Source organism: Pantoea sp. Sc1 (genome assembly GCF_000255315.1).
In the GTDB taxonomy this organism is placed as follows: Bacteria; Pseudomonadota; Gammaproteobacteria; order Enterobacterales; family Enterobacteriaceae; genus Pantoea; species Pantoea anthophila.
The window spans coordinates 1,359,070-1,379,323 of sequence record NZ_AJFP01000001.1 but is presented as its reverse complement, the minus strand read 5'-3'; the positions used below and the strand labels follow the sequence as shown (position 1 = coordinate 1,379,323).

Annotated in this window: 18 protein-coding genes; 5 read left to right on the top strand and 13 right to left on the bottom strand. The window is 55.8% G+C overall.

Translation table 11 applies throughout. From position 1 onward, the window contains the following. Window position 1: 1 nt before the first annotated feature. The 5 genes from nuoE to lrhA all read right to left on the bottom strand — a co-directional run bounded on the left by nuoE (window position 2) and on the right by lrhA (window position 5,133). Window positions 2-517, bottom strand: coding sequence for an NADH-quinone oxidoreductase subunit NuoE (nuoE, locus tag S7A_RS06525; protein ID WP_009089015.1), 516 nt, complete (start codon window positions 515-517; stop codon window positions 2-4). 2 nt (window positions 518-519) lie between these two features. Further along, window positions 520-2,319: an NADH-quinone oxidoreductase subunit C/D gene (nuoC, locus tag S7A_RS06520; protein WP_009089013.1), complete on the bottom strand. Its 1,800-nt coding sequence runs from the start codon at window positions 2,317-2,319 to the stop codon at window positions 520-522. Between the two features lie 113 nt (window positions 2,320-2,432). After that, the gene (locus tag S7A_RS06515) at window positions 2,433-3,110 is read right to left on the bottom strand and encodes an NADH-quinone oxidoreductase subunit B family protein (protein WP_009089012.1); all 678 of its coding nucleotides are present in this window, start codon (window positions 3,108-3,110) and stop codon (window positions 2,433-2,435) included. A gap of 15 nt (window positions 3,111-3,125) precedes the next feature. After that, the gene (locus S7A_RS06510) at window positions 3,126-3,569 is read right to left on the bottom strand and encodes an NADH-quinone oxidoreductase subunit A (protein ID WP_071987796.1); all 444 of its coding nucleotides are present in this window, start codon (window positions 3,567-3,569) and stop codon (window positions 3,126-3,128) included. Window positions 3,570-4,209: 640 nt separating this feature from the next. Then, window positions 4,210-5,133, bottom strand: coding sequence for a transcriptional regulator LrhA (lrhA, locus tag S7A_RS06505; protein WP_003854247.1), 924 nt, complete (start codon window positions 5,131-5,133; stop codon window positions 4,210-4,212). A gap of 961 nt (window positions 5,134-6,094) precedes the next feature. Here lrhA and S7A_RS06500 point away from each other — a divergent pair. Continuing rightward, window positions 6,095-7,312 (top strand): pyridoxal phosphate-dependent aminotransferase, encoded by a 1,218-nt coding sequence (locus tag S7A_RS06500; protein WP_009089010.1) that lies wholly within the window; start codon window positions 6,095-6,097, stop codon window positions 7,310-7,312. Window positions 7,313-7,381: 69 nt separating this feature from the next. Next, complete coding sequence (gene yfbR / locus S7A_RS06495; protein WP_009089008.1) at window positions 7,382-7,981, top strand: 5'-deoxynucleotidase; 600 nt, start codon at window positions 7,382-7,384, stop codon at window positions 7,979-7,981. A gap of 29 nt (window positions 7,982-8,010) precedes the next feature. On the opposite strand, the gene S7A_RS06490 is transcribed toward yfbR, so the two are convergent. The 3 genes from S7A_RS06490 to yfbV form a co-directional block, all read right to left on the bottom strand. Continuing rightward, window positions 8,011-8,670 (bottom strand): sugar phosphatase, encoded by a 660-nt coding sequence (locus S7A_RS06490; RefSeq protein ID WP_033736505.1) that lies wholly within the window; start codon window positions 8,668-8,670, stop codon window positions 8,011-8,013. A 13-nt stretch (window positions 8,671-8,683) separates the two neighbouring features. Next, entirely contained in the window at window positions 8,684-9,178 is a 495-nt protein-coding gene (locus S7A_RS06485) for a YfbU family protein (RefSeq protein ID WP_009089004.1), read from the bottom strand. Between the two features lie 145 nt (window positions 9,179-9,323). Then, a complete protein-coding gene (gene yfbV / locus S7A_RS06480; protein WP_009089002.1) occupies window positions 9,324-9,776 on the bottom strand; it encodes a terminus macrodomain insulation protein YfbV in 453 nt (150 codons plus the stop codon). A gap of 335 nt (window positions 9,777-10,111) precedes the next feature. Here yfbV and ackA point away from each other — a divergent pair, with 335 nt between their 5' ends. Beyond that, window positions 10,112-11,314 (top strand): acetate kinase, encoded by a 1,203-nt coding sequence (ackA, locus tag S7A_RS06475; RefSeq protein WP_009089000.1) that lies wholly within the window; start codon window positions 10,112-10,114, stop codon window positions 11,312-11,314. A gap of 85 nt (window positions 11,315-11,399) precedes the next feature. After that, window positions 11,400-13,529, top strand: coding sequence for a phosphate acetyltransferase (gene pta, locus S7A_RS06470; RefSeq protein WP_033736164.1), 2,130 nt, complete (start codon window positions 11,400-11,402; stop codon window positions 13,527-13,529). Between the two features lie 104 nt (window positions 13,530-13,633). Here the strand turns inward: pta and yfcD are convergent, their stop codons facing one another. Together yfcD and yfcF are read right to left on the bottom strand one after the other, a co-directional pair. After that, window positions 13,634-14,158: an NUDIX hydrolase YfcD gene (gene yfcD / locus S7A_RS06465; protein ID WP_009088996.1), complete on the bottom strand. Its 525-nt coding sequence runs from the start codon at window positions 14,156-14,158 to the stop codon at window positions 13,634-13,636. Window positions 14,159-14,265: 107 nt separating this feature from the next. Continuing rightward, the gene (yfcF, locus tag S7A_RS06460) at window positions 14,266-14,907 is read right to left on the bottom strand and encodes a glutathione transferase (protein WP_009088994.1); all 642 of its coding nucleotides are present in this window, start codon (window positions 14,905-14,907) and stop codon (window positions 14,266-14,268) included. Window positions 14,908-15,089: 182 nt separating this feature from the next. On the opposite strand from yfcF, the gene S7A_RS06455 reads away from it, so the two are divergent. Beyond that, a complete protein-coding gene (locus S7A_RS06455; protein ID WP_009088992.1) occupies window positions 15,090-15,986 on the top strand; it encodes a TIGR01777 family oxidoreductase in 897 nt (298 codons plus the stop codon). A gap of 33 nt (window positions 15,987-16,019) precedes the next feature. Here the strand turns inward: S7A_RS06455 and S7A_RS06450 are convergent, their stop codons facing one another. From S7A_RS06450 to dalD, 3 genes are read right to left on the bottom strand one after another with little or no spacing between them, the layout of a single operon-like run. Beyond that, complete coding sequence (locus S7A_RS06450; RefSeq protein ID WP_009088990.1) at window positions 16,020-17,300, bottom strand: MFS transporter; 1,281 nt, start codon at window positions 17,298-17,300, stop codon at window positions 16,020-16,022. 27 nt (window positions 17,301-17,327) lie between these two features. Beyond that, entirely contained in the window at window positions 17,328-18,797 is a 1,470-nt protein-coding gene (xylB, locus tag S7A_RS06445; protein WP_009088989.1) for a xylulokinase, read from the bottom strand. Window positions 18,798-18,799: 2 nt separating this feature from the next. Beyond that, window positions 18,800-20,188, bottom strand: a complete 1,389-nt coding sequence (dalD, locus tag S7A_RS06440; protein WP_009088988.1) for a D-arabinitol 4-dehydrogenase — start codon at window positions 20,186-20,188, stop codon at window positions 18,800-18,802. Window positions 20,189-20,254 lie beyond the last annotated feature (66 nt).

The window sequence follows — 20,254 nt, the reverse complement described above, 5'->3', positions numbered from 1 at the left end:
GTCATTGATACTGCTCCAGCAAAGAGGGAATGCCTTCCGGCGTCAGATGAACATGGGTATCTTCGTCCACCATCATGGTCGGCCCTTTATCGCAGTTCCCCAGGCAGCAGGTCGGCAGCAGCGTAAAGCGGCCATCAGCTGTGGTCTGACCCGGTTTAATATTCAGCTGCTGCTCCAGTGCGGCCTGGATGCCCTGATAGCCGGTGATGTGACAGACCACGCTGTCGCAGTAACGGATCACATGACGCCCTACCGGCTGACGGAAGATCTGGCTGTAGAATGTCGCCACACCCTCAACATCACTCGCCGGAATCCCGAGGACGTCGGCAATTGCGTTGATGGCACCATCCGGTACCCAGCCACGCTGTTTCTGCACGATCTTCAGCGCTTCAATGGAGGCTGCACGCGCATCTTCATAGTGGTGTTTTTCGTGCTCAATGGCGTGATGCTCTTCCGCGCTCAGCACGAAGACCTCATCAGGGTCGATCGTTTTAATGGCAATGTGTTGATCGTGCATAATTAGCGGTCCACGTCTGACATAACAAAATCGATACTGCCCAGGTAAACGATCAGGTCGGATACCAGGCTGCCACGGATTACCGAAGGAATCTGCTGCAGATGCGGGAAGCTCGGCGTACGCACACGGGTGCGGTAGCTCATGGTGCTGCCGTCGCTGGTCAGGTAGTAGCTGTTGATCCCTTTCGTCGCTTCAATCATCTGGAAAGATTCATTGGCTGGCATCACCGGCCCCCACGACACCTGCAGGAAGTGTGTGATCAGCGTTTCGATGTGCTGCAGCGTGCGCTCTTTCGGTGGCGGCGTGGTCAGCGGGTGATCCGCTTTGAACGGTCCCTCTGGCATGTTGTTGAGGCACTGCTCAAGGATGCGCAGCGACTGCCACATCTCTTCCATCTTCAGCTGGACACGGCTGTAAGCATCGCTGACGCCGGAGCCGACCGGGATCTCAAAATCGAAGTTTTCGTAGCCAGAGTAAGGACGCCATTTGCGTACATCAAAGTCGAGACCGGTGGCACGCAGACCGGCACCGGTGGTGCCCCATGCCAGCGCCTCTTCCATGTTGTAAGCGGCCACGCCTTTGGAACGGCCAACCAGCACGCTGTTGCGCAGTGCGGCTTTGTCATACTCCTTCAGGCGCTTCGGCATCCAGTCCAGGAAGTCACGCAGCAGACGTTCCCAGCCGCGCGGCAGATCGTGGGCAACCCCGCCGATGCGGAACCAGGCGGGGTGCATACGGAAGCCGGTAATGGCTTCAACCACGTCATAAATTTTCTGGCGATCGGTAAAGGCGAAGAACACCGGTGTCATCGCACCGACGTCCTGAATAAAGGTCGAGATATAGAGAAGATGACTGTTGATGCGGAACAGCTCAGAGAGCATCACGCGGATCACGTTTACGCGATCGGGCACCACGATCCCGGCCAGTTTCTCAACGGCCAGCACATACGGCATTTCATTGACGCAGCCGCCCAGGTATTCGATACGGTCAGTGTAGGGAATGTAGCTGTGCCACGACTGACGCTCGCCCATCTTTTCGGCACCACGATGGTGATAGCCGATGTCCGGAACACAGTCGACAATCTCCTCGCCATCCAGCTGCAGGATGATGCGGAACGCACCGTGCGCTGACGGGTGGTTAGGCCCGAGGTTGAGGAACATAAAATCTTCGTTAGTGGTGCTGCGCTTCATGCCCCAGTCTTCAGGCTTAAAGGTCAGCGCCTCCATCTCTAAATCTTCTTTCTGCTTCGTCAGCGTGAAAGGATCGAACTCCGTGGCGCGCGCCGGATAATCTTTGCGCAGCGGATGGCCTTCCCACGTAGGTGGCATCATGATGCGCGTCAGATGCGGGTGCCCATCAAAGGTGACGCCAAACATCTCCCAGGTTTCACGCTCATACCAGTTGGCATTCGGGAAAAGCCGGGTAAGCGTCGGCAGATGCATATCGTTTTCAGATAAGGCCACCTTGAGCATGATGTCACGATTGCGTTCAATCGACAGCAGGTGGTAGAAAACGGAGAAATCCGCAGCAGGGAGGCCTGCACGGTGGGTACGTAAACGCTCATCCACACCATGCAGGTCATACAGCATGACGTAAGGCTTCGGCAATTTACGCAGGAACTCGGTAATTTCCAGTATCTGTTCACGCTTTACCCAGACAACCGGAATACCGGTACGGGTAGGCTGAACAGTGAAGGCGTCCGGCCCAAAACGGTTACGCAACTCGCCGATCACCGGATCGTCCAGGTGATCACGGGTTTGCCATAGCGGCTGAGCGAGATCTTGCGTGGTCAAATCTGTCATACGTTACTCACCATTCCGGCCTGATCTCAGGCACTCAAATGAAGGCGTCAGGATGGGGCCATGCATTAAATTGTGATGTTCTGCTGCAGGCGCGATTTTCCATCCGTACGGTTTTAGACTTCGTCCGGGCTGCGCAGGTTAGTGACGGCGATGCGCTCGCCGCGCTTTCTTTCCCGCTCGGATTGCATGTTGGCGCGATAAACGCCCTGATCGCCGACAACCCATGAGAGAGGACGGCGCTCTTTACCGATCGACTCCTGCAGCAGCAGCAGTGCCTGCATATAGGCTTCAGGACGAGGCGGGCAGCCAGGAATGTACACATCAACCGGCAGGAACTTATCCACGCCCTGCACAACGGAATAGATGTCATACATGCCGCCGGAGTTGGCACAGGCACCCATGGAAATGACCCATTTTGGCTCCAGCATCTGATCGTACAAACGCTGAATGACCGGGGCCATTTTGGTGAAGGGGGTACCGGCAATGACCATAAAGTCAGCCTGACGTGGCGAGGCACGCATCACTTCCGCGCCGAAACGGGCCACGTCGTGCACGGCCGTGAACGACGTTGTCATCTCTACATAACAGCAGGAGAGACCAAAGTTGTAGGGCCAGAGGGAGTTTTTACGTCCCCAGTTCACCATGTCATGCAGGGCATTTTCGAGTTTGCCCATGTAGACGCTGCGATGAACGTGCTGCTCCAGCGGATCGCTGACGATTTCCTGCTTTTGCAGAGGATAACGGTCGTTCTCACCACCGTTCGGGTCTATGCGGGTGAGCGTATAGTCCATCTTATTGCCTCTCTTTTACTGCTTGTGAGGTTTGGTGTGGCTGACCGTAGTGGTTTTCACCACTACGCGACGGCGGGCAGGCGCCCAGTCCAGCGCGCCGATGCGCACCAGATAGACCAGCCCCGCCAGGAGCACCAAAATGAAAATTGCGGCTTCCGCAAAGCCGATCCATCCGCTTTCACGGATTGAGGTCGCCCATGCGTATAAAAAGAGGGCTTCGACGTCGAAAATGACGAAAAACATCGCAACCAGATAAAATTTCGCCGAGAGGCGGATATGGGTATCACCAACGGATTCGATGCCCGATTCGAATGGCGTGTCTTTGTAGCGGGCGCGTGCTTTGCCGCCGAGCAGCCATCCTCCGGTCAGCATGAAAGCACACAGGCCAAAGGCAATAACGATAAATACGATAAACGCCCAGTGCTGAGCGATGATTTCGGTGGTAGTTGACATACTCATTGCTTACTCATCAAAAGTGGCGCTGGCATCCTGCACGCGTTTCCCGCAGCAAACTGACCACATCGATTCAAGGGAAGGGTAAAAACCTTTCAAACGTCGCTGTTATTTGTCAATAAGCAGCAATTTTATGGGGTTTTTTACTCCTTTCTATAACCTTTTGTCAACTTTGACAAAAGTATCCAAACATTATTTCACACCTGCATCATATTATTAACAAATGATGCCCCGCTTTCCAGCTAAATCGCTTCAGTCTGTAGGGTTAATTTTAGTGTAGCGGGTATTCACACGCATGGATCGTGCATTTAACAATCATATTTTGACAGGTCTCACGCTGTTTTCCTTCCCCTTACCAGGGGTATTTTCTTGATCAGGAACACAGTTTTGCCCTTTTTGCCGCAATTTTATCCACCTCAAATGAGACATCATGGAACAAAATAGCGGGTTTATGACTGGCAGGTTTCAGTAGAGAGCGGTGTGAGGCTGAAAAGGACGTGAATCAGCGGGACAGGACGTGTGCGGATGGGCGTCTGAAGTGCATCAGACAAAAAAAAGCCTCTCGTCCGGTTCGGAAATCGAGAGGCGATTTATAAGCGTCTATTAAGACAGTCACGCTGGTATGGAGTGCAATACGTAAGCGAAACTACTCTTCGTCATCCAGCAACAATGCACCATCGGGATTATTGCTCAGATTGTAGGGATCGTTAGTGGACTGCATGGCATTGAAGATCGCCAGTGCCAGTTCGTTATCGCTATCCGGATTGCGGCACAGCAGGTATTGCGTATCAGGCAGCACCGGCAGCCCTTCCGCCGCACCCATCACACGCAGTTCCGGACTCATCATCTCCACCGGACGGGCTGTCACACCCAGACCCGCTTTTACCGCGGCGCGTACAGCAGCCAGGGTTGAAGCGACATAGGAGATCCGCCACGGAATGCCGGCTTCGTTAAGATGGTCGATGGCCATATCACGATAAGGACTTGGCTCATCCAGCAGCACCAGTGGAATTGCTTCACCACGCTGGAAGATATAATCCGCAGCGCAGTACCATAAAGTCGGTGATGTCCGCAGCACCTGATAGGTGAAATTACCCGGGCTGGAGGTCGTCACAACCAGGTCCACTTCACCCTGGTTGAGCATTTCCATCATGAAAGGATTACGTTTAACCCGCACATCGATAGCCAGCTTCGGATACACCGAGGTCACACGGTTCAGCAGGAATGGCAGGATCGTGTCTGAGGTGTCATCAGAGGCACCGATAGTCAGTACGCCCTGAATGTTGCTGTACATCAGTGAGGTGCAGGCTTCGTCATTAAAACGCAGAATTTTTCTGGCATAGCCCAGAAGCTGAATTCCATGCTCTGTTAACAGTTTGTTACGTCCATGTCTGGCAAACAGCTCTTTACCTACCAATTGTTCCAGACGTTGCATCTGCTGACTGACTGCTGACTGGGTTCTGCAGACCGCTGCAGCGGCGGCTGCAAAGGTATTCAAATCCGCAACGGCAACGAAAGTTCTCAGCAGATCGAGGTCGAGATTCAGTATCGGACGATTTGCATTAGTCATGTTTTTTTCTTCACTTATAAGATTTTACGAACTACTACCCTGGTGTTATTACAAGCTTATCAAAGTGATAAGCAGTAATGGTGCTTAATGACAGTCCTGTGTGAAGACTGGCACAAAAAATCTCTTGTGCGGATTCCGCACGGCTCACTCACCTGATGGGTCATACGCTGTCGTGAAAAAGACCACGTCTGAACCGAAAGCGCGGGGGGCGCGAATGCAGGAAGCTGCGTCATAATCGTGATCCTGCCGAAAAGAACCGGACAGGACGAAATTCACACTTTACGGGCTGGCGGGACAAAGCGGTAAAGTGCATTAAATAATAAATTATACTTAATCATTTTTGACTTCAAAATGGAAATGATTTTGTGAAAAGCGCTGTAAATTTTGCGGCAAAGGCATTTCCAGACCCTTATGCCACATTATTGATCACTTTTTAAGCCTTCATCGCTCTGAAATTTAGTGAGAAACTGTTAACTGCTGCCCACAATAGTTCAATCTGATGCCTCTTTTACCCTCTGCTTTTGGACCTTTTCCGGCGATCACAACACCTTAAACCGGATACTCTTAAGCAGCGTTAAGGCGTAAGTATTAACGAGGCCGCAAAATCGTCCACAAAATGAGCATTCATAAAATATCCTTTAACTATTTCTCCTGGGGTATATTTCCGCGGCGGAAAAATGACCGCTTCAGATTATTTACGGTCCGCTTTGAGAAAACGCGCACCGCAGCCCCGCCCCTGCCACGCTATTCATCAGTTTAAAAACCTGACCTTACCCTTATTTATGGTTTTATTGACCAGCTAAAGCCGTGGTAAATAATTTTTACGCTATGCGCCGGGCAAAAAGGTGTTGAACCCGCCAAAACCGGACGGCACCCTTCTTTTGTTATCCTGAGGAGAGTACATTGTGCTGGTTTGATTTCTGTGGCAGCCAAAAGGATTCTGCCCATTAAGGCGGTAACAATGACTTTTCAAATTGATAAATCCGGGAAACTCGACAATGTCTGTTACGACATCCGTGGTCCGGTACTGAAAGAGGCAAAACGCCTCGAAGAAGAAGGCAACAAAGTTCTTAAGCTGAACATCGGCAACCCGGCGCCTTTCGGCTTTGAAGCGCCGGACGAGATTCTGGTCGATGTGATTCGTAATCTTCCCAGCGCCCAGGGCTATTGCGACTCCAAGGGCCTCTACTCTGCCCGCAAAGCGATTATGCAGCACTACCAGGCGCGCGACATGCGCGACGTCACGGTAGAAGATATCTACATTGGCAACGGTGTGTCAGAACTGATCGTGCAGGCGATGCAGGCGTTACTGAACAGCGGTGACGAAATGCTGGTCCCGGCTCCCGACTATCCGTTATGGACGGCGGCCGTCTCTCTCTCCAGCGGGAAAGCTGTGCACTATCTTTGTGATGAGTCCGCAGGCTGGTTCCCCGACCTGGATGACATCCGCAGCAAGATTACGCCCCGCACCCGCGGCATCGTCATTATCAACCCGAATAACCCGACCGGTGCGGTCTACAGCAAAGAGCTGCTGCTGGAAGTGGTTGAGATTGCCCGTCAGCATAACCTGATCATTTTTGCCGACGAGATCTACGACAAGATCCTCTATGATGAGGCACAGCATCACAGCATCGCCGCGCTGGCACCGGATCTGCTGACCGTGACCTTTAACGGCCTCTCCAAAACCTATCGCGTGGCCGGTTTCCGTCAGGGCTGGATGGTGCTGAACGGGCCGAAGAAACATGCTAAAGGCTACATCGAAGGGCTGGAGATGCTCGCCTCAATGCGTCTCTGTGCTAACGTGCCGGCGCAGCATGCGATTCAGACGGCGCTGGGCGGTTACCAGAGCATCAGCGAATTTATCATGCCTGGCGGACGTCTCTACGAGCAGCGTCAGCGCGCCTGGGAACTGATTAACGATATTCCGGGCGTCAGCTGTGTGAAGCCACAGGGCGCGCTCTATATGTTTCCGAAAATCGATGCTAAAAAATTCAACATCTTCGACGATCAGAAGATGGTGCTGGATTTCCTGCTGCAGGAGAAAGTCCTGCTGGTTCAGGGCAGCGCATTTAACTGGCCCTCGCCCGACCACCTGCGCATCGTCACGCTGCCGCGCGTGGACGATCTGGAAATGGCCATCAATAAATTTGGCCGTTTCCTGCAAGGCTATCGTCAGTAATCCCGCCCGCGTATACTGAAGCTATTTGGGGAGAGCCTGTCTCTCCCCTGCCGGCTAACAGGAACGCGCATGACTCAAAGTCACTTCTTCGCCCATCTCTCCCGTCTCAAGCTGATCAACCGCTGGCCGCTGATGCGCAACGTGCGCACCGAAAACGTGTCTGAACACAGCCTGCAGGTTGCCATGGTGGCGCACGCCCTGGCCGTGATCAAAAACCTTAAGTTCGGCGGATCGCTGAATGCCGATCGCATCGCCATGCTGGCGCTCTATCATGATGCCAGCGAAGTGCTGACCGGCGACCTGCCCACACCGGTCAAGTATTACAACGCGCAGATCGCGCACGAATATAAAAAAATTGAGAAAATTGCGCAGCAGAAGCTGATTGAGATGTTGCCGGAAGAGTTTCAGGCGATCTATCGCCCGTTAATCGATGAGCACCTGCACAGTGAAGAGGAGCAGGCCGTCGTCAAGCAGGCCGATGCGCTCTGCGCCTATGTTAAGTGTCTTGAGGAACTCTCTGCCGGGAACAATGAGTTTTTACTGGCGAAAGCGCGACTGGAGACAACGCTGGCGCAACGGCGTTCGCCTGAGATGGATTATTTCGTTGAGGTCTTTATTCCGAGCTTCAGCCTGTCGCTGGATGAAATCTCGCAGGATACGCCACTCTGAGCCCGGCGGCGTGACCGCCGGCCCCTCCCTTACGCCTGCTGGCTGAAGGTAAAACTGCCGTCAGATTCACGGGTCACGACCAGTGATGCCAGTGAGCTGAGGCGAAGCGCCACCTCATCCAGCCGGGGGGTGTCCGCCGGAGCATTGATGGCGATCACCGCGCAGCCTGCATCCAGTCCGGATACGATGCCGGCGGGGGCATCCTCTGCCACCACACAGGCTGCGGCGTCTAAGCCCAGTTTCTCCGCCCCGAGCAGATAGGGATCGGGTTCCGGTTTACCTTTTGCCACCTGCTCCGCAGTAATAAACACCACAGGTTTCGGCAAGCCTGCGGCTTTATGTCGGGCATGCGCAACCGGCACCGAACCGGAGGTGACAATGGCCCAGGGGATCTGCAGCGCGTTCAGCCTTTCCAGCAGCGCTCTGGCACCCGGCAGCGCCTGCACACCGTCGGTGTCCGCCGCTTCCGCCTGCTCCAGCGCCACAAACTCCGCCTGAATCGCCTCTTCCGGCTGGCCTGCCATAAAATGACGCAGAGAAGTAATGGCCTGTTTGCCATGAATAAAATCGAGGATCTCATCGGCAGCAATACCATGACGCGCACCCCACTGGCTCCAGGCGCGTTCTACGGCGGGCAGCGAATCGACCAGCGTGCCGTCCAAATCAAAAAGAAAACCTCTGTAGGTCACGCGCTTCTCCTCATCATGCATTAATAACCTGTGCAATCTCGTTGGCACTCAAATGGTACTGGCGCGGACAAGTCTGCCATAAAGCCAGCATGCGTTGATACTTTTCCCACATCGGGGTCTGCGCGTTAAAGCCGTGGGTGCCGGAATCGAAGTGGGTGTAGCGCCCTTCCGTGTTGACCATGAAGCGCACATATCCCAGCAGGCGGGCTTCTGTCGCGGCATCAAAACCGAGAAAAGCGAGACGGCGCTCATCCGTCTGACTTTTCTCTTTCAGGTTTGACCAGGAGACGTGCAGCGCGTGATGCATTTCCATAATGTCGATCACCGTCCGGCAGGTTGCTTCGCTGAGTTCGCCGAACTCTTTATCCAGCTCCCGCATCTGCAGTGCATAACCGCGCTCAATGATGGTCTGGTAACGGCGAAAACGTTCAGCATTTTCCGGCTCCAGCATCGCCATGATTTTGTACTGGTTGGTAAGAATTAAACGCTGTGCATGGGTCATTTCCATCATTCGCTCCCGGTCGGCGACCGCTCAGTTAATCGACAAGGAGGAAATGATTGCATAGCGTTAGCGATACGGAAATCGCCGTATCGCCTTTCTTTGATTTGGTTGCGGGTTAGCGGTAATTAAATTACCGCCCGCCTGAAGAGGGTCAGAGATCGTCGAGGAACGTGCGGTCAAGCTGTTTAAACGCACGTTTCAGCAGGTCGGCCAGCGCCTGATAGGTCGGTTTGCCTTCTACCGGCGCGATAGCCTGTCCCGCCTCTTCCAGTCGGGCGCGGACTTCATGAAACCAGCTCAGCAGCGTCGGCGGCAGCGGCGTGACAGAACGCTTACCGAGCCACCACAACCCCTGCATCGGCAGGCTGCAGGCAAACAGCGCCGTCGCCACGGCCGGGCCAAGCTGGCCACCCATCGCGATCTGCCAGGTCAGGGTAAAAATCGCCAGGGGAGGCATAAAGCGAATGGCAAAACGCGTCACGGATGAAACACGGTTTTCCGGAAACACGGGGGCCAGGCGCTTATCAGCAGGCCAGGTCTTCATGTAGTGCTGACCGCGCTGAAACATCTGAAACCAATTGGTACTGCCAGATTCATTCGCCATGGCTCACCTCAACTAATCCTGCAAACATTAAAAAAAAGTTATAACCACACAACTTTACGTGACATCCTTCAATTTTTTTTGTCTTTAAAGATGACTCCAGCTATTCTGACGCCGTTTCAACACCTTTCCGGGCGCGGGATGCCGTTGGGAAGAGGCTTGAGCCATGTTTCGACAAGGCGATCTTCAAATTTTTGCGTAAGATTACCGAAATTTTTTGCGGAAATGCAGATTTCTGTCTACCGCATGATGTTTGTCATTAATCTACCAGCTTTCATGGGCTACGCTGTTAGTCTGATTGCGTTTTATTTAGCCACTCTCAAAAAATAGGTACTTCCATGTCGAGTAAGTTAGTTCTGGTTCTGAACTGTGGCAGCTCTTCCCTTAAGTTTGCCATCCTCAACCCTGCCAGCGGCGAAGAGTTCCTGTCGGGCCTGGCAGAATGTTTCCACCTTCCTGAAGCACGTATTAAATGGAAACTGGACGGCGAAAAACAGGAAGCGCCTCTCGGTGCCGGTGCAGCGCATAGCGAAGCGCTGAACTTCATCGTTAAATCCATTCTGGCACAAAAACCAGAGCTTTCGGCACAAATTGCTGCAATCGGTCATCGTATTGTTCATGGCGGCGAAAAGCTGACTCAGTCCGTTATCATCTCTGAAGAGGTGATTCAGGGCATCAAAGACGCCTCCTCCTTTGCCCCGCTGCATAACCCGGCTCATCTGATCGGGATTGATGAAGCGATGAAGAACTTCCCGCACCTGTCAGATAAGAATGTCGCCGTATTCGACACCGCTTTCCATCAGACAATGCCGGAAGAGTCTTACCTCTACGCCCTGCCCTACAAATTGTACAAAGAGCACGGCGTGCGTCGCTACGGCGCGCATGGCACCAGCCACTTCTATGTGACACACGAAGCGGCCAAAATGCTCAATAAACCGCTTGAATCACTGAACATCATCACCTGCCATCTTGGTAACGGCGGTTCTGTCTCTGCCATCCGTAATGGCGAGTGCGTCGATACCTCCATGGGGCTGACGCCACTGGAAGGGCTGGTGATGGGCACCCGCAGTGGCGACATCGACCCGGCGATTGTTTTCTTCCTGCACGACACCCTGGGCATGAGCGTTGACGCCATCAATAAACTGCTGACCAAAGAGTCCGGCCTGTTAGGTCTGACCGAAGTCACCAGCGACTGCCGCTACGTGGAAGATAACTACGCGACGAAAGAAGATGCGAAACGTGCGATGGATGTGTTCTGCCACCGCCTGGCGAAATATATCGGCAGCTACACGGCGCTGATGGACGGTCGTCTTGATGCCGTGGTCTTCACCGGCGGCATCGGTGAGAACGCGGCGATGGTGCGTGAACTTTCACTGAAAAAACTGGCGCTGCTGGGCTTTGAGGTTGATCATGATCGCAACCTTGCAGCGCGCTTCGGTAAATCTGGCCACATCAATAAAGAAGGCACCCGTCCGGCCCTGGTGATTCCGACCAACGAAGAGCTGGTCATCGCCCAGGACGCCGCGCGTCTGACTGCATAACCCCTTCTCTCCGTCAGCTCAGGCTGACGGAGTTGTTTTTGACACCCTGCCATTACTGAGAGGTTCAAACGTGTCACGTACAATTATGCTCATTCCGACCGGCACCAGCGTCGGCCTGACCAGCGTCAGCCTCGGCGTTATCCGCGCCATGGAGCGCAAAGGCGTCCGCCTCAGCGTCTTTAAGCCGATTGCGCAGCCGCGTGCCGGCGGCGATACCCCGGATCAAACCACCACCATCATTCGCAAGAACTCCTCGATTCCTGCCGCCGAACCGCTGCAGATGTCCCGTGTGGAATCACTGCTGGGATCGAACCAGCAGGATGTGCTGATGGAGGAGATCATCTCCCGCTATCACGCCAACACGCAGGATGCGGAAGTGGTGCTGGTTGAAGGTCTGGTGCCGACCCGTAAGCATCAGTTCGCCAACGCACTGAACTATGAAATTGCCAAAACGCTGAATGCCGAGATCGTCTTTGTGATGGCGCTGGGTAATGACTCACCGGCCCAGCTGAAAGAGCGCATTGAGCTGACCCAGAGCAGCTTCGGCGGTCAGAAGAATAAAAACATCACGGGCGTGATCATCAATAAACTGAACGCGCCGGTTGACGATCAGGGACGTACCCGCCCTGACCTGTCAGAGATCTTCGATGATTCGTCGAAAGCCAGCATCGCCAATATCGATCCTAAGCAGCTCTTCTCAGACAGCCCGCTGCCGGTTCTGGGCTGCGTGCCTTGGAGCTTTGATCTGATTGCGACCCGCGCGATCGACATGTGCCGCCACCTGGGTGCGCGCATCATCAACGAAGGTGAGATTCAGACCCGCCGGGTGAAATCGGTAACCTTCTGCGCCCGCAGTATCCCGCACATGCTGGAGCATTTCCGTCCTGGCTCTCTGCTGGTCACCTCCGCAGACCGCCCGGATGTGCTGGTCGCCGCCTGTCTGGCCGCCATGAACGGCATCGAGATCGGCGCTATCCTGCTAACCGGAAACTACGAGATTGACGATCGCATCGCCCGTCTTTGCGATCGCGCCTTCCAGACCGGCCTGCCGGTATTTATGGTGAAAACCAATACCTGGCAGACCTCCCTGAGCCTGCAGAGCTTCAACCTTGAAGTCCCGGCTGATGACACCCAGCGCATTGAGAAAGTGCAGGAGTATGTTGCCAGCTACATCAACGCTGACTGGATTGAGTCGCTGACCGCCACGTCAGAACGCAGCCGTCGCCTTTCACCACCGGCCTTCCGCTATCAGCTGACCGAGCTGGCGCGTAAAGCGGGCAAACGCGTCGTTCTGCCAGAGGGCGATGAGCCGCGCACCGTTAAAGCGGCCGCTATCTGTGCTGAACGCGGTATCGCCACCTGCGTGCTGTTAGGCAACCCGGATGAGATCCAGCGTGTTGCGGCGGCTCAGGGGGTTGAGCTGGGCAAAGGGGTTGAGATCGTTGACCCGGAACAGGTTCGTGAAAACTATGTGCCGCGCCTGGTTGAGCTGCGCAAGAACAAAGGTATGACCGAAGTTGTCGCGCAGGAGCAGCTGGAAGATAACGTGGTGCTGGGCACCATGATGCTGGAGAGCGGTGAAGTGGATGGTCTGGTATCCGGTGCGGTTCATACCACCGCCAACACCATTCGTCCGCCACTGCAGCTGATCAAAACCGCGCCGAACAGCTCACTGGTTTCATCGGTGTTCTTTATGCTGCTGCCTGAGCAGGTGCTGGTTTACGGTGACTGCGCGATTAACCCGGATCCTACCGCTGAGCAGCTGGCCGAAATCGCGATTCAGTCCGCCGATTCTGCCAAAGCCTTTGGTATCGACCCGCGTGTGGCGATGATCTCCTACTCCACCGGCACCTCCGGTGCAGGTAGCGACGTGGAAAAAGTGCGTGAAGCCACACGGATTGCGCAGGAAAAACGTCCTGACCTGGTGATCGATGGTCCGCTGCAGTATGACGCCGCGATCATGGAAGATGTGGCAAAATCAAAAGCGCCCAACTCACAGGTTGCGGGTCGCGCCACCGTGTTTATCTTCCCGGATCTCAACACCGGTAACACCACCTACAAAGCGGTTCAGCGTTCCGCCGATCTGATCTCGATCGGGCCGATGCTGCAGGGGATGCGTAAGCCGGTCAATGACCTGTCGCGCGGCGCGCTGGTCGACGACATCGTCTACACCATCGCGCTGACCGCCATTCAGTCACAGCAGGCTGAAGGCTAAGCGCCAGGTGAGAACAGAAAAGGCATGCCCCGGGGCATGCCTTTTTTTTAATCCGCAAACGTGCGATTCGGCGCTGCCCGTTGAGGCAAGGCGCCGGAACCGTCTCAGTCGCGGCTATCGCCGTTACGACTCATCCACAGCGACAGCGCTTTCAGCGAATCGTCAGTAAACTCATCGCAGCGGGCGGTGATCTCGTCGGGCGTCATCCAGAAAATCTCATCGACCTCGGACTCCTGCATCGCGAAAGGCCCGTGGGACACGCAACTGAACAGGCCACCCCAGACGCGGCAGTGCTGATCTTCAAAGTAGAATTTGCCATGCTCAGCAAAAGGCACGGCGGCAATGCCCAGTTCCTCTTCAGCTTCGCGACGCGCAGACTCCAGCATATCCTCACCGCTCTGCACCACGCCACCCGCCGTTGCGTCGAGTTTGCCCGGCATGAAATCTTTTGTTTCCGTGCGACGCTGAACCAGAATCTTGCCCATACCGTCATGAACCACGATATAGGTGGCGCGGTGACGCAGGCACTGAGCGCGCATCTGCGCACGTGTCGCCTGAGCAACGACTTCATTCTCTTCGCTTACAATATCGACCCACTCGATGCCGTCACCCGCAGTTTGATCCACCATCCGTAACCCTTTCCTGTTTGGCGTGCCCAGATGCACGCAGTTTGCCACTTGTTATTTTAATGTGGCGTAAGGTAATCACTTCCGTCAGCCTGAGCAAGCCCTGACAGTTATCGATTTTTACCACTTTCTGCTAACCACAGCTGGACTGAGGCTCGCTGCCATTGAAATTCAGCATAGTGCTGCAAACGTGTCGGTAAGGGATCGCCATGCAATACCAGCCGGTTGAGCATCACCGCCAGATCGGTATCCGCAATGGACCATTCGCCAAACAGGTTCTGCTGCCCTTCCGGCAGCAGACGCTCGACGGCTGCAATCAGTTTAGTGACCGCCTGCTGTGCTGACGCCGTCAGTGGCGCAAAACGTTCACCGGCAAACAGCACTTCCGTCGGGCGCTCCTGGCGGATCCACATAAAGTCACTGCGCAGCCAGGCCTGAAGCTCTCTGGCGCGGGCGCGCTTCTCGCGGTCATGGGGATAGAGCCGCTCAAATTCAGGCGCCGGAAAACGCTCTTCCAGATATTCGCTGATGGCGGAAGACTCGCTCAGCAGAAAGCTGTCAATCTGCAGCGTTGGCACACGGCAGGTCAGTGACAGCGCCCGATAGGCCTCCGCATATTGCTGATTCTGCGATAAATCGACGCGTTTCAGCTGAAAAGGCACCCCTTTTTCGGTAAGAGCAACATAGGCGGACATGGCATAAGGACTGAAAAATGATGAATCTGACCACAGGACAATGGGCGGATAATTCATCGGTTACCTCGATTGGCTGTCAGGGTTGCATCATGTTTACCGACTTTTTTTTGTGAAGGCAACGCTGAGCTGCTCCGACCTCTCACGCCGGAATAACAAAGCGCGACGCGAGGCACTTCAGAGTGGCTCCGCTCTTCTATGCTGAAAGGAGCAGATAACAAAAACACAAAGGGAGCCGCAACATGCACATTCTTATTACCGGTGGCACGGGACTGATTGGGCGTCATCTGATTCCACGGCTGCAACAGCTGGGGCATCAGATCAGTGTCGTGACGCGGGATATCGTCAGCGCACGCGAAAAACTGGGCGAGAGCGTGGCGTTCTGGTCAGGTCTGGCGCAGCAGACAAACCTCAATAACATTGATGCCGTGATTAACCTGGCGGGCGAACCCATTGCCGATAAACGCTGGACAGAACCCCATAAACAGCAGCTCTGCGAAAGCCGCTGGCAGATCACCGAGCAGATTGCCTCACTGATTAATGCCAGCGCAACGCCACCCGCCGTCCTGATTTCCGGTTCGGCAACCGGCTTCTATGGCAATACCGGCGATCTGGTGCTGACTGAAGAGGATGAGGGCCATGATGAGTTTACCCATCAGCTCTGCGCCCGCTGGGAGCAGCTGGCACTCAGCGCCGCGAGTGAACGTACCCGCGTCTGCCTGATACGCACCGGTGTGGTGCTGGCTCGTGAAGGCGGCGCACTCAGTAAAATGAAACTGCCGTTTAAGTTTGGCGCGGGCGGACCGATCGGCAGTGGCAAACAGTATATGCCGTGGATCCATATCGATGACATGGTCAACGCGATTCTCTGGCTGCTGGATCATGAGGATCTGCACGGCCCGTTCAACATGGTGGCTCCTTACGCGGTGCGCAATGAGCAGTTTGCCGCCACGCTGGGGCGGGTGATGCATCGTCCGGCCTTTATGCGCACGCCCGCCAGCGCCATTAAGCTGATGATGGGGGAGTCGTCGGTGCTGGTGCTGGGCGGTCAGCATGTGCTGCCGAAGCGGCTGGAAGCCTCTGGTTTCGGCTTCCGCTGGTACGATTTGCAGGAAGCCTTGCAGGATGTCGCAGGATAATCCTGCAGCGGCCCGGGGCCGCCGCAGGGGTAATCAGCTTCGCTGTCCGGCGACCCGCGACTGCATCGCCTTCTCTTCCCGCGTGTGCCCCGGTTGTGGCACGCGGATAATAAAGGTCAGCACGCCAGCGAACACATACAGCGCGGTGTAGGCCCATACCACTCCGACGATGTCGAAGAATGGCAGCATGACAGAGGCGATAGCCGGTGCCACAAAGTTACTGAGTCCCGCGGAGAGATTGTAAATCGAGACCGCTGCCCCTTTGTGATGCGGCTCCAGCGTCGGAAAGACGGCGGTCATCGGCACAAACGCGGCGACAAAGATCCCCAGCATGACCGCAGGAATTAATGCCACCCAGAAATTATGCCCCGCATACAGCGGCAGGTAGTAGAAGGTCAGGCTGGAAATAGCCATTCCCAGGCAACCAAACCAGCGTACCTGACGGATCCAGCCCAGCTTCTCACCGGTGAGGCCCCAGAAGATATTCGTAAAGATGGTAACGAAGAAGAACACCGCCCAGATCTGCAGCCATTCAGAGATGGTAAAGCCGAGACGGTCGACAAACAGCAGTGGCATGATAATGGCGAAACCAAACAGCGACAGCGTGTTGATGATGCGAATCAGGCAGGCATAAAAGACATGCTGATTGGTGAACAGGATGGTCACGGCACGCGACATCTCTGTCATCTTGTCACGCATCGGCAGATTCACGCGGGAACGATCTACCGGCACGTTGCGCAGGCTGAACCAGGCAAGAATCCCGCCACAGGCTACCCAGATGATGGCCAGCCACAGCGTTCCGGTCTCCCCCAGCATCGGAATGGTCAGACTGGGCAGATAGCTGCCCACCACGCCAATGCCGATTGAATACATCGCCCAGAACCAGCCGGTCGCCGCCGCCAGTTTCTCGCGCGGTAAGACCTGCACCAGCATCATCATGAAAGAGTAGATAAACAGCGGATAAGCCAGCCCGCGAATGCCGTAAAACAGCACCATGAGGGGATAGTTACGCAGCCCAAGCCCAAGTGACATAAACAGGGCATGCATGACGATCCACAGCACAAAGCCAATCATCATCGCGCGCTGCGGCGTGATCAGCTCGGCGACCACACCCGATGCCCAGGCTGCCAGCGCGGCTGCCAGACCATAGAAGGTGAACACGACGGCAGACTGCGCGGGCGAAAAGCCCATGTCGGTGATATGGCGTGACAGAAACGCCATTTCAAAGCCATCACCCGCCATAAAGATGGCGATAGCGAGGAAGCCCCAGAACATCTTTTTCGGTAAGCCAAACCAGTATTCGTTCGATTGCATCACAATCACCTTCTGTTTGGTTAGTCTTTATGCAGGCAGCAGGTTACGCACCTGTTGCTGCTGGATGTAGAGTTCCCGGAACAGACGCAGCCGCTGTTGCAGTACGGCTGCGCGAGCGTCGTCCGGTTGATAGCGCGCCTGGACTGGCGGCTTCAGGCACACCTCATGCTCAGCACCGCCATCAGCCAGCCACGCCAGACGTGCCGCCCCCAGCGCGCCAGAGGCGCTGGCCGGGTGAGTAACAACCGGCAGTTGCAGCACATCGGCAATCAATTGCGCCCACAGCGTGCTGCGCGCGCCCCCACCGGTGAGGCTGTATTGCTGAATGGGGTGCCGGGCCTCGCCGAGCGCCTCTGCCCCATCAGCCAGTCCGAATGCCACGCCTTCAATCACCGCATAGCCCAGCAGGGCGCGCGGCGTTTCATGGCGCAGATTGAAGAAAGCGCCAGAGGCGTCAGGATCGTTGTGAGGGGTGCGCTCCCCGGAGAGATAGGGCAGAAAAATCGGGGCACTGCGCAGCTGTTCATCACTGAGCTGAGCCATCTCCTCCATCAGCTGGCTTTCACTCACTGACAGCAGATTGCACAGCCAGCGCAGACAACTGGCGGCGCTGAGCATCACACTCATCTGATGCCAGCGGCCCGGTAGCGCATGGCAAAAGGCGTGCACCCCGGATTGCGGGTCCGCCTGTAAGCGGTCATTGACGACAAAAATCACCCCGGACGTCCCCAGTGAGATAAAAGCATCCCCGGCGTTCACCGCGCCTACCCCGACGGCCGACGCGGCATTGTCCCCGCCGCCGCCTGCAATCGTGACTGAGGTGGATAAGCCCCACTCGCTCGCCAGTGTCGCCTGCAGATGTCCACTTACTGCACTGCCTTCCACCAGTTCAGGCATGGCGGCACGCGTCAGTCCGGTGATGGCCAGCAGTTCGTCCGACCAGTCACGCCGGGATACATCGAGCCACAGCGTTCCGGCAGCATCTGAAGGCTCAGTGACAAAGCGTCCGGTCAGACGCCAGCGCAGGTAATCTTTCGGCAGCAACACCTTATCGATACGGCTGAAGATCTCTGGCTCATGTTCCGCAACCCAGCAGAGCTTTGGTGCAGTGAAGCCAGGCATAATCATATTGCCGCTGATCGCTATCATCCGGGGATGCTGCTTCGCCAGCCTTTCACACTGTGGTGCGCTGCGCGTGTCGTTCCACAGGATACATGGACGCAGCACCCTGCCTCCGGCATCCAGCAGCACGGCCCCGTGCATCTGACCGGACAATCCTATCGCGCGAATCTCAGCCCATGCCTGAGGAGACTGATGACGCAATCCCGCCAGAACCTCACAGCAGGCTTGCCACCAGCGTTCAGGTTCCTGTTCTGCCCAGTGAGGATGCGGACGCTGCACGCTGAGCGTGGCGTGCTGAGACGCCACAATCTCACCCTGCGTGTTCACGATCAGCGCTTTAAGCTCTGAGGTACCGATATCAATACCGAGATACATGATTACACCGCCGCCAGTTCAGGCTGCTTCAGCCACTGCTGCAGATTCGCCACCTGGCGCGTCACCAGCTCATGAAACGCCTTATCGGACGCCAGTTCCGCAAACAGCGCGTGATCGCTCAGGAACGCACGGAGCGGATCGGCGCTGGCGAACTGTTTACGCAGCGTTTCGGCCTGAAGCGCACCATCCTGATAGGGATAGGGTAAGTCGTCACTGGCCCAGCGCTGCATAAACAGGAAGAAGAGTGCCGGGATCACCGCCGTTGCGGCCGGCTGCACGCCGCGCTGGTAACACGCCTGCAGGGTTGGCGTCACCATGCCGGGAATTTTGGACAAGCCATCGGCACCGACGCGCTGATTGGTGTCCTGAATATAGGGATTACTGAAGCGGGCCAGCACCACATCGCGATAATCCGCCAGATCGAGCGGGCTGGGTGACAGTGAGGGAATGACATCCTGGGTCACGTAGTCGTGCGCCAGTTGATAGATGGCCGGATGACGGGTGCTCTCATCGATATAGTTCAGCCCAATCAGCGTGCCCGCCCAGGCAATCGCGGCATGGGTCGCATTAAGGATGCGAATTTTCGCCTCTTCCCACGGCAGCACCGATTCCACCAGCTCAACGCCCACCTTTTCCAGTGCCGGGCGTCCGGCAATAAAATCATCCTCAATGACCCACTGAATAAAAGATTCGGCCATCACTGCGGCACCCTCCTCCCTGCCGGTCGCCGCCTGCACGCGTTCGGCTACCTGCGGGGTGGGCCGCGGGGTGATGCGATCGACCATGGTATTCGGTGAGCGGGTCTGTGCACGCACCCAGTCGGCCAGCGCGGTATCGCCTTTGGCCGTCAGAAACGTCAGGAAGGCGTCACGAAAGCGCTCGCCATTGTGGCGCAGATTGTCGCAGTTCAGCAGCGTGACCGGTGCCCCGCCCCCGGCAACCCGCTGTGTCAGAATGCGGCTGAGTGCGCCGTAGAGGGTGCGGATATCGCCACCCAGATCGGCCTTCACGTCCGCTTGACTGAGATCCAGCGTAAACGCGGGCGTCAGGTAGTAACCTGCTTCTGTCACGGTGAAGCTAATCACACGTGTTTCCGCACGGGCGCCCTGCTCAATCAGCGCGCGGATGTCGCTATCCCAGGGCAAAATTTTGCGCAGCGACGTGATGGTCTCATAGTCGCGCTCACCTTCGGGCGTTACGGTTTCCAGCACATATTCGCCCTGCTGCTGCGCGAGCTGATCAAGCAGCGGCGCGGCGTCCTGGCGGATATTGCCCAGCGCGATGCCCCAGCTTTCGTCGCCCTGCTTACGCAGCTGATGCAGATACCACGCCTGATGTGCCCGATGAAAAGATCCTGCGCCGATATGCATCCACACGGATTGATTGGTCATAATCGCCTCAATTAAACATTTGCCACGGTGAGGGGCATTTGCCCGATAGCCGTTAGCATAGTGTTC